The organism is Clostridia bacterium, from assembly GCA_035628995.1.
GTDB lineage: Bacteria > Bacillota > Clostridia > Lutisporales > Lutisporaceae > BRH-c25.
The window spans coordinates 28,210-43,582 of record DASPIR010000035.1 but is presented as its reverse complement, the minus strand read 5'-3'; the positions used below and the strand labels follow the sequence as shown (position 1 = coordinate 43,582).

The following is a 15,373-nucleotide window of genomic DNA, read 5'->3' as shown; positions in this document are numbered from 1 at the left end:
TAATTATAATCTATAAAACTCTTCAAAGCTCCTTGTCACATAAGTGTGGTCAAGCACTCCACCCAGCTCTCTCACTGAATGCATTGCCAGAATAGGTGTCCCCATGTCCATACTTCGCATATGGAGGTGCGACGATGAAATAGGCCCTATAGTGGTGCCGCCCGGTTCATCCGAACGGTTTACAAACCACTGCACAGGTACATCGGCTTTGAAGCAAATCCCTGCATATGCAGCTGAAGAGTTGCTATCGGTAGTGTATTTCATATTAGCACTTATTTTGATTACCGGACCTTTGTTGATCAGCGGCTTGTTCTGCGGGTCATGCTTATCTCCTGCATTTGGATGAACGGCATGAGCCAAATCCGCTGATATCATGAAGGATTTTGAGACAGCTCTAAAAAAGTCTTCCCTGTCTCCCCCCATTGACAACACTATTCTCTCAAGTATGCTCGAAAGTAGCTGTGAATCTGCCCCCTGCTTACTAGTACTTCCAACTTCTTCATTGTCAAAGCAAACCATAACGTTGGTGCTCTTTGAAGCAGCAGTACTTGTGATTGCTGTTATCGCTGCATGCACCATGGCAAGGTCGTCAAGCCTTGCAGAGGATATAAATTCATCATTAAGCCCCATTATTGTCCCCTTCTCAAATTCATACAGGAACAAATCAAAATCAATTATATCAGAGGGTTCAACATTTATTTCCCTCGCTATGGCATTCAATAGATAATTGCCCTTTTCCAGCTTATCGTTTATTAATGACATCAGTGGCAGCATATCCTTCTGTTTGTTCAGCTCTACCCCTGAGTTCATATTTCTGTTCATATGTATTGCCAGATTCGGTATTACCAGAATCGGCTTCTTAATGTTCACAAGCTTAGTGATGGGGTTAAAAAGGTCAGCTCCCTTTACTGTAACCCTCCCCGCCACTGACAGCGGTCTGTCCAGCCACGTGCTAAGTATTGGCCACCCGTAGGTTTCGGTATCCAATTTGATGTAGTGGTTCTCTGCTGTCATCTCAGCTGATGGTTTTATCCTGAAGGTAGGAGAATCAGTGTGCGCACCGATTATCTTAAAACCATTCTCTTGGACCTCTCTCATGCCTACTACAAATGCAGCCAATGCAGAGTGGTTTTTTATCATATAATATTTGCTGCCCTTTTGAAGCTTCCACCTGTCCTCTTCCTTGAGCTCTGCAAAGCCATGGTTCTCCAGCATTTTTCGGGTGACATCAACTGCATGGAAAGCCGTCGGGCTATCATATATAAAATCTATTAGCTCCTTTGCAAAATCCAACTCCTTATTCATTTGCTTACCCCCAATCATAGTCATAGCTTAATTATACACCAATTCCAAAGTATCAACAAATCTTGCCGAAGCAGGCGATAGCGGTATGCTCTTCAAATAACATATGCCTATACTTCTTTTTGGTATCTCTTCAATCAGCTGCATTTCATATAATGTTCCGCTTTTTAGATACTCTTGTGAAAACTCTTTTATGACGCAAGATATGCCCAGATTGATTTTTGCAAATTCCAAAAGAAGCTCATGGGAACCCAGCTCAATCTCCGGTTTAATTCCAATTCCCTTTGAAAGCAAATACTTTTCTACGTATTGCCTTGAGTTAGACTTGGTCTCCAGCAATATAAGCGGAAGCTCTGACATTTCCTCAAGGCTTAAAGGCTTTGAAAGTTTATCCTTATACGTTTCCCCACAAACAAAGATATCTTGAATATCCATGCATTTTATTATCTCAAAAGCTTCATCTTCTATTGGCAGATTGCATACTGCAATATCAATTTCTCCCGATTTTATCATAGCACAAAGTTCTATGGTTGTACCGTTAAAGACTTTTAATTTAATACCCCTGTATAGCTTGTGGAACCTTTCCAGGTAGGGTAACAGATAATACCGTGAAATTGTATCTCCCACACCTAATCTCAATTCCCCCGCCATCAGGTTCTTAACCTCCACCAGCTTCTTTTCACCTGTATTGATTAAATTTATTGCAGAACTAATATATTCAAATAACAGCTGTCCTTCATTTGTAAGGACTACGCCCCTGGGTGTCCGTGTAAAAAGACGTATCATAAGCTCTCCTTCAAGCTGCATGATTGACTGGCTGACAGCCGGCTGCGTCATATATAGCGCTGCCGCAGCCTTTGAAAAGCTATGTACTTTAGCAACTTCACAGAAAACTCTGTATAAGTCCAATTTAACCACGATATAACCCCTCCTTATATGTTCCATAATATATATTTATTTTACTTATACCATACATTCCTATATAGTACAAGTATGGAGTCCATAGCTAATTACAAAATCACTTAATAGGAGGAGATAATAATGGAAAGAATAACAGGTACTATCTCAAGAGGTCTTCGTGCTCCGATTATAAGGCAGGGAGATAATATAGCAGAAATTGCAGTAGCTACTGTATTAAAAGCTTCAGAAATAGAGGGCTTTCATATTAATGACAGGGATATTGTTGCTGTAACCGAATCTGTGGTTGCCCGCTCCCAGGGAAACTATGCGCCAATTGAAGCAATTGCGAAGGATGTCAAAGCCATATTCGGAGAAGATACTATTGGAGTGATATTCCCTATCCTAAGCCGCAACCGCTTTGCTGTGTGCCTTAGGGGTATAGCAAAAGGAGCTAAAAAAATAGTATTGATGTTTAGTTATCCATCAGATGAAGTAGGCAACCAGTTAGTGGATATCGATGCTATTGATGAAAAGGGTGTGAATCCCTGGACAGATGTTTTGACAGAAAAGGACTTCCGCGATTATTTTGGATATACTAAACACTCTTTTACCGGTGTTGACTATATTGATTATTATAAATCCTTGATTAAAGAATGCGGAGCTGAATGCGAAATAATATTTGCGAACAACCCGGCAACTATTTTAGACTATACAAAGAATGTCCTTACCTGCGATATTCATACAAGAGTCAGAACGAAAAGAATCCTGAAGGCAAACGGTGGAAAAAAAGTGTACAGCCTTGACGATATTCTTACTGAATCAACTGACGGCAGCGGCTATAACGAAGCATACGGGCTCTTAGGTTCAAATAAGGCTACAGAAAACAGCGTCAAGCTTTTCCCGCGTAGCTGCCAGCCTATCGTTGACAGCATTCAAGCCATGCTTAAAGAAAAGACAGGCAAGACAGTTGAAGTACTGATTTATGGAGATGGAGCATTCAAGGATCCGGTGGGCAAAATATGGGAGCTTGCTGACCCCGTTGTATCACCTGCTTACACAGCTGGTCTTGAAGGTACTCCCAGTGAAATAAAACTGAAGTATATAGCAGATAATAACTTTGCCGATTTAGAGGGAGAAGCACTTAAACAGGCTATCTCAGAGTATATCAAGAACAAAGAATCTGACCTTGTCGGGAGCATGGAAGCACAGGGTACCACCCCCAGAAGACTCACCGACCTCATAGGCTCTCTATGCGACTTGACTTCCGGAAGCGGAGATAAAGGAACACCTATTATTTACATCCAAGGCTACTTTGATAATTATACAAAATAGTATTTATGGAAAAAGGTTTGAAAGCAGCATTTCAGGCCTTTTTCCATTTTTTAGCTTTACTTGCTAATAACTTTACATCATAATATATTCAGAAACAATTTTGTGCAATATAACGTTATTATTCGATTAATACTTTATTGAATGAGAGGATATTATGGAAAAAAAGAAATTCAATTTCCAGGAATACTTGATTAACGTGCTGAACTATATGGCCCAAGGCCTTTTCTCATCGCTTATAATAGGCCTTATATTAAAGCAGGTAGGAGAAAAACTGGGAATCCCTTTGCTCGTAGAGTTTGGAATAATCGCTCAGTTCATGATGGGCCCTGCTATCGGAGCAGCGGTGGCTTATGGTGTAAAAGCTCCTGTTTTATCAATCTTTTCTTCCTTAGTCACCGGGGCACTGGGAGCACAAACCATACTGCTCACCTCCACTGGCATATATTCTATAAAGATAGGAGAACCGGTAGGAGCTTTATTTGCAGCTTTGGTTGGTGCAGAAGCAGGAAAGCTGGTGCAAGGAAAAACCAAGCTCAATATCATTGTGGTTCCTGCTGCTACAATTATTGCAGGCGGACTCACCAGCGTCTTTGTAAGTCCATTTATGGCATCCCTGATGACAGCCTTGGGGCAGATGGTCAACTATGCTACAGAGCTTCAGCCTATTCCTATGGGAGTATTAGTCTCAACTATAATGGGTATGGTATTGACCCTTCCAATAAGCAGTGCAGCCCTGGCAATAGCTTTAAAGCTTGACGGTCTTGCAGCAGGAGCAGCTACTGTAGGATGCTGTGCGCAGATGGTAGGCTTTGCTGTTGCCAGCTACAGGGAAAACAAACTCGGCGGGCTTGTAGCCCAAGGCCTTGGAACTTCTATGCTGCAGGTTCCCAATATTGTAAAGAATCCTTTGATTTGGGTGCCGCCTACCATAGCAAGTGCTTTATTAGGGCCTGTAGCCTCTGCGATATTCAAAATGAGAAACAATGCCGTAGGTGCAGGTATGGGCACCAGTGGGCTGGTAGGACAGTTTGCCACCGTAGAAACTATGGGAACTGCTTCCCTGCCTTTGATTCTTGCTCTTCATTTCCTTGCGCCCGCAGTGATAACCCTGATTGTCTCTGAATATATGCGTAAGAAGGGTTGGATTAAGTTTGGAGATATGAAGCTTGATGTATAGCAAAGAAGGTCTATTTAGAATAGATTGAGGCTAATGATAAAACAGCGCTCATAAAGCAGCCATGTATAGCACGGTATAACTATACAAATCTTGATGGTACTAAGTCACTTCGCCTAAGAAAAGTCTAGCGCCTTCAAATGGTCATCCTTGACCTTGAAGGCTTGCTCGGCATCCTTGCCTCACATACGACTGTTTCTAAGGCTACGTTCCTAAGTACCATTAACAAGCTTTGTATAAGCACACCTTAGCTATTACATGGCTGCTTGCATAAGCGCACATCGTTATATAGGCTTCGAAGACTTGGCTAGTTAGTCAGCAATCTAGGTCTATTCTAAGTAGACCTTTTTTGTATAATCCACATTTCCGGCTTCGCGTGCCTGTTTTTTTGTCATTTGGTTCATAAAAATCACTAGAGGCCAATACATAATTGGGGGAATATCCATGGTAATACACTTTTGAGCGTCGATGCTTATCTTTTCTCCCTTGAAGACGTTTTCCAGGGCAAGTCTGAAGCCTGAAGTGATTTTTTCTCCCTTTTTACCTATGTCCTCCAGTAATGCTCCATTTATCATCGGGCCTCCGCCATAAGCCAATCCACCCAGCCAATTCATTCCTGTATCTTCAGCAAAGAACCTGCAAGCATCAATAAGCGGCTCAATACGGGTTATATCAGGAAAGCCACACTGACCTACTGCAAAGAACGCCTTGCCCTTTAGCTCCTTGGCGCACTCCTCAGTTAGCTTCTCCAAGAGCCAGATATCATGATAAGGAAGAAAATCTGCATATACGGGTGCTGACATAGCTATAATATCATTTTGTGCTATTAACTGACTTAAGTGTTCTATTTTTTCCTTACCATCGAAATAATCAATAGCATGTATGATTTCTACATCATTTCCAAAGCTTTCTGCAAGCTGCTTCATAGTCCTTGCAAAGCTGTACGATGTCCCACTTTTCCTTGGACTTCCGTTTAACAGGAGAAGTTTTTTTCCACTCATCACTAGCACACCCCCTTTAACAGATTATCTATAACCTGTTCTATCTCGTTCATATCATCTGAAGCATTCAGCACTACTGACTTATGTTCAAATTGTCCGTTCAATGCGTTGTTTTCCACCAGTCTCTTGAAGCTTTCCTCCCTCTCCTTTGAAGCCTGTCCTTGCACCCCGATTCCAATAAGCATTTTACTGCCATAACGTGCTGGATGCACCATATGACCATGCTTTACTGTATATGATGGAAGGGCCATTAACGCAAATTTATCTACAGCTTTTTTGAGGCTGGAAGGATAACCGCCAAACCTCACCGGTGCAAGTAGTACAATCGTGCTGCTCTTTGCCATGGCGTATAATATCTCATGCATGTCATCCTTAAATACACATTTGCCAGGGGATTTAAACCCACATACACCGCAGGATCTGCAGGGCAGAATTTTCATATCCCTTAATTCAAAATGTGAAAGCTCTTTACTCTTTTGCAGCATTCTTTCTTTCAGCTTGTCTGAAATGCTGTTGCTGCCTTCCATTGCGTCCAGTATTACTATTGACATGTTAACCCTCCTATTATTTCAGTGCGTTTTCTATAGATTTCAGATAAGCCTTACAGGTAACTGTTGAGCCTGATATCGCATCAATCTTTGGGCTTTGCTTCTCCAGCACCAGGTTTACCAGCTCAGCCGTAACCTCTGGCTTTGGAAGCAGAACATCCTTCACTATCTCAACCCCTGTAATTTTATGATCTTTGACTATCACATTCACTTCATTGGTCCATCTTCCACCATTATATGTTCCGTTGTAGGTTCCATCATTTAGTTTAGATAGATCTACATCATTGATTTCCAACACTTCCCCAGCTTCGACTCCTCTGCTGATGAAGAATAAGCCCCCTCCAGAAACCAATACAAAAATTATGAATACTGACAACATAATCTTTAAAAATAATTTCATTTAATACATCCTTCCATGTATGGTTTTTTCTATTTTCTCTACCTTCGTAAATAACTTACCAACGCCTTTGAACATCGAATCAATTTCCTCTTGGCTTAAATCCTTAAAAAGATCTTCTATAAATTCGTCATCCTGCTTCTTTCTTTTTTCCCAAAATACCTGACTTTTATCTGTCAGTTTAAGCCTTAAGGCCCGGGCATCATGCTCATCCTTCTGAATAGTCAAGAAGCCTTTTTCCTCAAGCTTCAGTGCAAGCTGCTTTACATTCTGGCGTGAGCTGCCCATAAGTTCAGCCACCTCACTTAATGTCGGGGGATTATCACCTAATTGTGATATCATTACTTGCAGGAGCCACTGTTTTGTGGTAATACCATCTCTTCCAAGATATTGGTCTCCTATGACCTGAAGCGTGTTTGCAAGCAAGAAAATACTGCCGAATATGAACTTCTGCTTATCAATAGAATCCATTAAGGATACACCTCCAAAGCGTACTTTTGTATATACGTAATATGTTACCTATATAAGTAATATATTACGTATTAATTAATAAGTCAATAGCTTCTGGAAAAAATATCAGCCACATAGATTTACTATATGGCTGAACTTAATTACGAACTATCCAAAAGCGCTATAGCCTGAATAACGCTATATGCTTACGCATTGCGGAATCTTACTTTCTTTACGGTATGCACTTTCCCTTTAATGCTTGTATCCTGAAGCTCCTTGACTATATAATCCGCATCTCTGCCGAATACCTCCACATAGGAGCAGGTATCCTGCACATCAATTATTCCTATATCCTCCGGATTAATCCCTTTGATATTCGATATAGCACCCAGTATGTCACCCGGCCTCATTCGCTTGGTCTTGCCTGCATTTATACGTATTTTTGTAATCTCCCTGTTCAGTGCTTCTGCTTTGTTTTTCTTGGCTTTAGGCTTTGACTTTATCTTATCTTCAAAGTCCCCCCTGCCCGTTTGCACTTCAGCATCTGTGGGCAGCTCTCTCCTTGGAATCTTATACTGTACATACTCTTCAATATCCTTCAAAAACCTCAATTCCCTGGGTGATGCAAGAGTAATGGCTACCCCCTTGCTTTCTACACGTCCTGTTCTGCCAATCCTGTGAACATAGCTTTCGTTTTCCATAGGAACGTCATAATTGATAACGTGGGTGACATCATCTATATGAATCCCTCTAGCCGCAACATCTGTTGCAACCAGGAAATGAAACTCACCTCTCTTGAAGCTCTGCACAACGCTTAAGCGCTGGTCCTGATCCATTCCTCCATGCAAGCCCTCGCAGAAGAATCTTTCAGCCTTCATTTTCCCCAGCAGGCTATCTACCTTCTCCCTGGTATTGCAGAACAAAATGCAGCTTTCCGGTTTTTCTGTGTATATTATTTTCTTTAGAATGCTGAATTTATTGTCTTCCTCAACCTCATAGCAGTACTGCTGTATTTTTTCTGTGGTAGATATTTGGGAAGCCACCTCAACCTTTTGAGGCTTCCTCATATATTTATTGCATACCTCTTCTATCAAGTCAGGCATTGTTGCAGAAAACAGCATGGTTACCCTTTTTTGAGGAAGCAGCTTAATAATTTCTTCTACCTGGTCTATGAAGCCCATATCGAGCATTTTATCCGCTTCATCAATTACCAGATATTTTATTTCATTCAGAACAAGATTCTGGCGTTCTATATGATCAAAGGTTCTTCCTGGAGTGCCCACAACAACGTGTACTCTCTGCTTTAGTTCCCTCTTCTGCAATTCCATAGGCTGCTTGCCAAATATTGCGGCACACCTTATTCTCTTGAACCTGCCCAAATGGGAAAAGTCCTCTTTTACCTGCACAGCCAGTTCCCTTGTAGGGGTAAGCACCAGAACCTGAGGATATCTTTTCTCAAGCTCCAGCCTTTCACATATGGGTATCGCAAATGCAGCTGTCTTGCCGCTTCCTGTCTGTGACTTTACTATGATGTCTGCATTTTTAAACACCATGGGTATGACCTTCTCCTGAACCTCTGTCGGTTTGTCATATCCGAGCTTTTTTAGAGCCTTTAATGTTTCCTTGCTTAAGCCATAATGCTCAAAATCCTTCTTGGTTGTCATATGTAATCTCCTAAACCTTTAATTATTTTATTTAGGTGCTTATTAACATAACTGCTTTCCAGTCATTCAAAATGTTAATAACGCACTTCCAATACGTTTTGTGAAATACCCTCTGCATCATTCATTCAGATTTCGCAAAAGGTTTCATTAGTGTTATTGAATTCGCACTTTACCCAATATGTATACTTATGTGCGTTCAATATTGATATTGTGCCCTGCTGCTAGAAACGAATACTTTTACAGGGCACTTGTCTATATCAAATGTTTTCAATCTATTCTCGCTGCTTAAATATACAAAAAAGCCACCGGCACATAACTGCACCGATGGTCATAGAAACTTTATTAGTACCTTGATACGATTGCCAAATGCTCTGGTGATACCTCAGGACATACCGTCAATAAGCTATCTATTACATAATCAACGTTTTCATCATCTATTTTTTTGCCTTTGATATCCCCTTCAAGCGTGATTTCTTCGCTGTTTAGAGAATTATAAACTGTGCTCACCATCGGGACTTGTATAATATCTTCATTTTGTAGACAGCATTCCGAAAAGTATAGTATCCCCTCGTGAGCTATCAATTGCCCAAAAGCATATTCTTTTTGATGCTCAGCTGTACTATCTTGAGGATTGCAATTGTATTTAGTGTGCTCGACATGTCTCAGATCAAGAATGAAGCTTTCGTCCTTTCTGGTTAAAACACATCTTGCTCCCAACTCAAGCAGCTTCTGCTTTACATGTTTGGAAAACTCTCCTCCAAACTCAGTAATAAACTGCTTCATTGATACTGTCTTTTTCATTCGATAAATCTTCTTCAATTCCGATATTCTCCTTTATATTGTACTTCCTTAAACCCTTTAGCCTATAGTACATCAGAAAGTGTACCTTTGGGGACTAATAGAATAAAACCACCCCTGAGAGGTGGCGTATATATGCGTATGCGTGCTAAATGACAGCATAGCTCTATAGCTAATTATATTATACCACAATGGTAAAAAATAATCCGTTTTTTCTTAATTTTGCTAAAACTTATAGGAATCTGCTATATAATGCTGTTTTCCCAGCAATCTGGATGGTCAATCCCTAGCAAAGTTGTGATAGTTGCCGCAATATTAGCAAGTCCAAAGCTTCCTGACTTTAATTCACGGTTTTGCACTTTATCATAGACTATGAATGGGACCGGGCTAAGTGTATGACTTGTTTTTGCTTTAGCCGTGCCACCCTTGGCTTTTTCATACATCTCATCCGCGTTTCCATGGTCAGCTGTGATGACAAGTATGGCTTCTGTTTGATCAACCGCCTTAATAACTCTTGCAAGACACAGGTCAAGAGCTTCAACCGCTATTTTGGTTGCGTTAAAACTGCCGGTATGCCCGACCATATCACCATTAGGGTAATTTGCTCTTAAGAAGTCATATTTGCCGGATTTTATGGCATCTATTAGCTTGTCAGTCACTTCTGCGGCTTTCATCCATGGGCGTTCATCAAAGGATACCCTGTCTGAAGGCACTTCCTCAAAGGCCTCAAGCTTTTCACTAAACTTCTCACTCCTGTTGCCATTCCAGAAATATGTCACATGCCCGAATTTCTGTGTCTCAGAAACAGCATACTGCCTGATGTTGTGCTTTACCAAATGCTCTGATAATGTATTCTTTATATCCGGAGGTGTGACCAAAAAGTTCTCTGGAAGCTTCAAGTCACCATCATACTGCAGCATACCGCAAAATACAATTTTGGGGCGTCTTCCCCTATCAAACTTGTCAAAGGATTCATAATCAAAGGCCATGCTGATTTCAATCGCCCGGTCACCTCTGAAATTGAAGAGAACAACACTGTCCCCATCATTAATAGTACCTACAGGATTACCCTCTGACCCTATGACAAAAGGCGGTAAATCCTGATCTATGACTCCAGGCAGCTCCTCTCTGAAAGTGGATATCGCCTCACTGGCAGAAGCAAACTGCTTGCCCTTGCCCAATACATGGGTATCCCAGCCAAGCTTCACCATATCCCAATTTGCTTCATATCTATCCATTGTAATCTTCATTCTTCCGCCGCCGCTTGCAATTCTTCCGTCAAAGCTGCTGTCATTCAGCCCCTTCAGCACCTTCTCCAGCTGTTCCACATAATCCAGCGCCGATGTGGCCAAGACGTCTCTTCCATCTAGTAATACATGTACTCGGACTTTTTTTACATTATCCATCTTTGCTCTTATAATCATTGATTTAAGATGAGCAATATTCGAGTGTACATTGCCATCTGACAGGAGACCGATAAAATGCAGCACAGAGCCGTTCCCTACGCAATTGTCAACTACCTTGCGCCATGTATCCGAGCTGTACATCTTTCCATTTCCTATTGATTCGTTTACCAGCTTCGCACCTTGGGCGTACACCTGCCCGCTGCCCAATGCATTATGTCCTACCTCTGAGTTGCCCATGTCCTCATCCGAAGGCAGGCCAACGGCTATTCCGTGGGCCTTTATTACAGTGTATGGGCTGTGGCTCATTAGCATATCAAGAGTAGGTGTATTGGCAGCCTTTACCGCATTGCCGTACTCATCTTCATTTATTCCTATGCCATCCATTACAATTAATACAACCGGTCTTTTATTCATTTAATTCACTCCGTCCTTTTCCCTTATGCCGGGACAGTTTGTGACTACCCGGTACACTAAACTTACGGTAATTATATTCATTTTTTTATGCTCTGTCAACAATAGGAAATATGTGCCAGGAATCTGATTTATGTGTTATGCTAAATATATACATAAGAAAGGGGATGCGTCTATGAATCTTATTAAAGTAGGGGATATTGCACCGGACTTTTCCTTAAAGGATAATAAGGAGCAGATAATCCGTTTATCAGATTACAAAGGAAAAAAGGTATTGCTGTCATGGCATCCACTGGCATGGACAGCAGTTTGCACTGATCAAATGAGAGCTCTGGAAGTGAACTTGGAAAAATTCAATAATCTCAACACCGTACCCCTTGGTCTCAGTGTTGATCCTGTACCTAGTAAAAAAGTATGGAGTACTGTAATCGCTATTAATAACGTGAGTCTCCCTTCTGACTTCTGGCCTCATGGGAAAGTAGCACAGGACTACGGCATTTTTATCGAAAAGTTAGGAATATCAGAACGTGCCAATATAATAATTGATGAAAATGGCATAGTTAAATGGGTCAAGGTTTACCCAATAAAGCAGCTGCCTGATATTAATGAGGTTTTACAGGTTTTGTCCAGCATATAAAAGGTTTATTTGTTACATATTAATTATAGTGGTACAGCAAGTCTTATTGGAGGATGCAATATGAAGAAACTAAAAGCATCAATCTATGATGCACACAAGGGTTATGATGTTATATTTGACGCAGACCTTCTGAACATGAAAATACGGATATTCGATGAGACCTTTTCTCAGACAGGCAAAGTATTATATGAAGGCAGCGTCGGCAGGTTCATTAAGGAAAGAATACCCTCGAACTTCCTGGCTGAACTTCTTACAGAACTGAGACATAAGGATAAGATATCGTACCGTTTAAGCGGTGGAGAAAACTTTATTGAAAGAATTCGATAATTTCACAAATATAAATGCCAAGCATTAGTGCTTGGCATTTTGCTTTAATAAGCTTCCCTTAGTTATTACTTGGCTTTTCATGGGCCCAATTTATGTGTTTAACTTAAGAAACGCAAAGCCACTATAAAACACTTCTAAAATAATATTAAACTAAAAAGAGAGATGAGCAACATTCTCATCTCTCTTTTTATAAGAGTCAACTACTTTCGTATATTGTCTATCGCTCTAAAATACAATCGAGTCTTTCTACCATATTTCCAACTGAACTCTCTTTGATTATCAATGCTGGATAGAACCTGAGGAGGTTCCCAATCATATTATATCCAACCAAGAATCCCCCTTTAAAAAGCTTACGCTGTATTGATGACAGTGAAAAATGCTTATCTTCCTTGAATTCCATGGCAAGCATCAACCCTCTTCCCCGAACTTCCTTGATACAATCATGCCGTTTAGTGAGCTGTTCTAACTTATCCTTAAACTTGACGCCTATTTCAGCACTTCTAACAATCAGATCTTCTTCCTTTATCGCTTTTATCACTTCTATGGTAACTGCACAGCCCAGCGCATCATTCTGGTGAGATTGTGCATACCTCAATCCGCCGCTTTCCAGTCTGTCTGCGATATCAGCTTTCATAGCAACCGCACTTACCGGATATCCGTTGCCCATAGATTTCCCCATTGCAATAATATCAGGCTGAAGCCCATAATGCTCATAACCGAACCATGACCCGGTACGCCCAAATCCAGTAGTAACTTCATTTGCCATAATCAGCCCATCGTGCTGTCTCACAGTACTTTCTAGATTCTTAACCAGCTTTTTGGGGGGCAGTTTTACTTGACCTGATGTATTCCCAGGTTCAAAAACTAGTCCCCCGATCTGCTCAAAAGGTATTTCCTTAAAATAGCAGCAATTAGAGCTACACTCGTCTAAGGCACAATCTCGGCACCGACTCCAATCAAAAAAGTACCATTCTTCAAGACTTCTCCTGCCTGCAGAACCATATGCCGCCAAGTAGGAACCGGATAAGGAGAGTAACAGCTGCTGCTGTGTCACGCGCCTGATACTCTGCACCCCGAACTCGACAGATTCACTCCCTGAGCTAAGAAAGATACATTTTCCATCTGATATTTGAACTGTTTCGAGGACTATTGAAGCGGCTTCCTCCACTACAGGACTCTTGTACTGGTAACCCAAATGCATGATTTGATCAATTTGCCTCTTGATCGCAAGATTGATTTGTGGGTGGCTGTGACCAAGTGCAGCGGACCAAACTCCTGCTTCAAAATCAATATATTTTCTATCCTGGTCATCATACAAACAGTCTCCTTGTCCTCTAACTATATTAACATCATATTTATTGTACCCGCAGCAATTTAAAACTCTATCCATTTTCTAACCTCCCTAATTTATAAGTGTACCAAATATTTTGTATTTATTGACAATATTTGGTACACTTACAATATAATTCAGGAGTTCCACCGGGTCAATCGGCCTTTTTGCAAAGTGTACCGGTACGATTATTGGGAGGTTATCATTATGAAATACAGTGTGATTGTTAATGCCATCGAGAAGGAAATCTCACTAGGAAACTTAATCCCTGGAGTTAAAATACCATCCATTAGAGATCTATGCACCAAGTACAGATGCACCAAATCTACTGTACTGAGAGCTTACTCTGAGCTTAAAGAGCTTGGTCTTGTATATGCTATACCCGGCAGCGGATACTATCTTATCAATAATTTCACTGAGACGTCTGGACATAACACATCAATCGATTTTTCAGGCACTTCACTGGATAAAAACTCACTGCCCTACAATGAGTTTCAGCCTTTCATAGCTCAGGCTATCAATAAATATAAGGAAGACTTATTCACATATGCCGATCCCAAAGGTTTAGACCAGCTTGCCGAGGCACTTCGCAAGCATTTGCAAAACCATCAGGTATTCACGAACATCGAAAGGGTATTCATTACCACCGGCTCACAGCAAGCACTGAGCCTTTTATCCAAAATGCATTTCCCCAATGCAAAAACCAATGTTGTGCTTGAACAGCCAACCTATCAGGGAATGCTTGAATGCTTAAAGCAGAATCATATAGAAGCTATTGGGGTTTCCAGAGATTTTGACGGCTTGGATTTCGATGGTCTGGAAAGAGCCTTCAGAAATGACAATATTAAATTCTTCTATACAATTCCTCGGTTCAACAATCCACTTGGGTTAAGCTATACTAATGCCGATAAAAAGAAAATACTTGCATTAGCAGAGAAATACAATGTGTATATTGTGGAGGATGATTACCTCGGAGATCTAGAGGGTGACTCGAAATCAACCCCCATATTCTCCTTTGATCAGTCGGATAGGGTTATATACATTAAGACTTTTTCTAAGGTTTTGCTTCCAAGCTTAAGAATTGCAACTGTGGTTCTTCCGAAACTATTGATAAATACTTTCAGGGAATATAAGTACTGGTCTGATATTAACACTCCTCTAATATCGCAAGGCGCTCTCGAGATATATATTAACAGCGGAATGTTCAACTTACATATCAACAAAGTCAGAAATATGTATTCGGAAAGAATGAATTTTTTGAAAGAATTTACAGAGCAGCAAGCCTCCCCATCAATACGTTGGCATATACCTGAAAAAGGAGGCTTTTATGCCGGCTTGGAAATACTAAATATGAGTAAACAAAAAGACATAGTAGCTGGTTTATTAAAAAAGAATATCATATTATCCGATATTGAGAGCTACTATTTGAAAGAATTCATAAATGATAAATTTCTTAGGCTAAGTGTCACAAGGGTTGAACCCAAAATTATAGAATCCGGTATCATTGAGATTATCAATGAAATTGAAAATAGCACATATACGCTTGGGAGCAACATTCATTTATAGAGTACAATGTCTGCTCAAAGCAAGTAATAATTTTGCATACTTGGTACTCGGCACCTTAACATCTTTGAATAAATGACTATGGAAATCCAGAGAATAACTAGTATCCGGCTCAGAAGCCTTGAGATAAAAC

General features: G+C 40.7%; 15 protein-coding genes. 5 read left to right on the top strand and 10 right to left on the bottom strand.

Going from position 1 to position 15,373, the window contains the following annotated elements; genetic code table 11:
- Positions 1-3: 3 nt before the first annotated feature.
- Positions 4-1,305 carry a M18 family aminopeptidase gene (locus VEB00_17145; GenBank protein HYF84732.1) on the bottom strand — a complete coding sequence of 434 codons (1,302 nt, stop codon included), beginning with the start codon at positions 1,303-1,305 and terminating at the stop codon, positions 4-6.
- A gap of 27 nt (positions 1,306-1,332) precedes the next feature.
- Positions 1,333-2,223 (bottom strand): LysR family transcriptional regulator, encoded by an 891-nt coding sequence (locus VEB00_17140; GenBank protein ID HYF84731.1) that lies wholly within the window; start codon positions 2,221-2,223, stop codon positions 1,333-1,335.
- 120 nt (positions 2,224-2,343) lie between these two features.
- On the opposite strand from VEB00_17140, the gene VEB00_17135 reads away from it, so the two are divergent.
- Together VEB00_17135 and VEB00_17130 are read left to right on the top strand one after the other, a co-directional pair.
- Complete coding sequence (locus VEB00_17135; protein HYF84730.1) at positions 2,344-3,534, top strand: coenzyme F420-0:L-glutamate ligase; 1,191 nt, start codon at positions 2,344-2,346, stop codon at positions 3,532-3,534.
- A gap of 154 nt (positions 3,535-3,688) precedes the next feature.
- Complete coding sequence (locus VEB00_17130) at positions 3,689-4,711, top strand: PTS sugar transporter subunit IIC (protein HYF84729.1); 1,023 nt, start codon at positions 3,689-3,691, stop codon at positions 4,709-4,711.
- 326 nt (positions 4,712-5,037) lie between these two features.
- Here VEB00_17130 and VEB00_17125 read toward each other — a convergent pair whose 3' ends face one another.
- The 7 genes from VEB00_17125 to gpmI all read right to left on the bottom strand — a co-directional run bounded on the left by VEB00_17125 (position 5,038) and on the right by gpmI (position 11,386).
- Positions 5,038-5,709, bottom strand: a complete 672-nt coding sequence (locus tag VEB00_17125) for an NAD(P)H-dependent oxidoreductase (protein HYF84728.1) — start codon at positions 5,707-5,709, stop codon at positions 5,038-5,040.
- A gap of 2 nt (positions 5,710-5,711) precedes the next feature.
- Positions 5,712-6,260: an NAD(P)H-dependent oxidoreductase gene (locus VEB00_17120; GenBank protein ID HYF84727.1), complete on the bottom strand. Its 549-nt coding sequence runs from the start codon at positions 6,258-6,260 to the stop codon at positions 5,712-5,714.
- Between the two features lie 13 nt (positions 6,261-6,273).
- The gene (locus VEB00_17115; protein ID HYF84726.1) at positions 6,274-6,657 is read right to left on the bottom strand and encodes an FMN-binding protein; all 384 of its coding nucleotides are present in this window, start codon (positions 6,655-6,657) and stop codon (positions 6,274-6,276) included.
- Positions 6,658-7,125: a MarR family transcriptional regulator gene (locus VEB00_17110; protein ID HYF84725.1), complete on the bottom strand. Its 468-nt coding sequence runs from the start codon at positions 7,123-7,125 to the stop codon at positions 6,658-6,660. It lies immediately after the preceding gene.
- Positions 7,126-7,310: 185 nt separating this feature from the next.
- Complete coding sequence (locus tag VEB00_17105; GenBank protein ID HYF84724.1) at positions 7,311-8,768, bottom strand: DEAD/DEAH box helicase; 1,458 nt, start codon at positions 8,766-8,768, stop codon at positions 7,311-7,313.
- 342 nt (positions 8,769-9,110) lie between these two features.
- Positions 9,111-9,587, bottom strand: a complete 477-nt coding sequence (locus VEB00_17100; protein ID HYF84723.1) for a hypothetical protein — start codon at positions 9,585-9,587, stop codon at positions 9,111-9,113.
- Positions 9,588-9,811: 224 nt separating this feature from the next.
- Positions 9,812-11,386: a 2,3-bisphosphoglycerate-independent phosphoglycerate mutase gene (gpmI, locus tag VEB00_17095; protein ID HYF84722.1), complete on the bottom strand. Its 1,575-nt coding sequence runs from the start codon at positions 11,384-11,386 to the stop codon at positions 9,812-9,814.
- A gap of 172 nt (positions 11,387-11,558) precedes the next feature.
- Between gpmI and VEB00_17090 the strand changes: the two genes are divergently transcribed.
- Positions 11,559-12,020: a peroxiredoxin gene (locus tag VEB00_17090; GenBank protein ID HYF84721.1), complete on the top strand. Its 462-nt coding sequence runs from the start codon at positions 11,559-11,561 to the stop codon at positions 12,018-12,020.
- A 60-nt stretch (positions 12,021-12,080) separates the two neighbouring features.
- Positions 12,081-12,347 (top strand): hypothetical protein, encoded by a 267-nt coding sequence (locus VEB00_17085; GenBank protein ID HYF84720.1) that lies wholly within the window; start codon positions 12,081-12,083, stop codon positions 12,345-12,347.
- 217 nt (positions 12,348-12,564) lie between these two features.
- Here the strand turns inward: VEB00_17085 and VEB00_17080 are convergent, their stop codons facing one another.
- Positions 12,565-13,737 (bottom strand): aspartate aminotransferase family protein, encoded by a 1,173-nt coding sequence (locus tag VEB00_17080; protein HYF84719.1) that lies wholly within the window; start codon positions 13,735-13,737, stop codon positions 12,565-12,567.
- Between the two features lie 147 nt (positions 13,738-13,884).
- Between VEB00_17080 and VEB00_17075 the strand changes: the two genes are divergently transcribed.
- Positions 13,885-15,243, top strand: a complete 1,359-nt coding sequence (locus VEB00_17075) for a PLP-dependent aminotransferase family protein (GenBank protein HYF84718.1) — start codon at positions 13,885-13,887, stop codon at positions 15,241-15,243.
- The last annotated feature ends 130 nt before the right edge of the window (positions 15,244-15,373 follow it).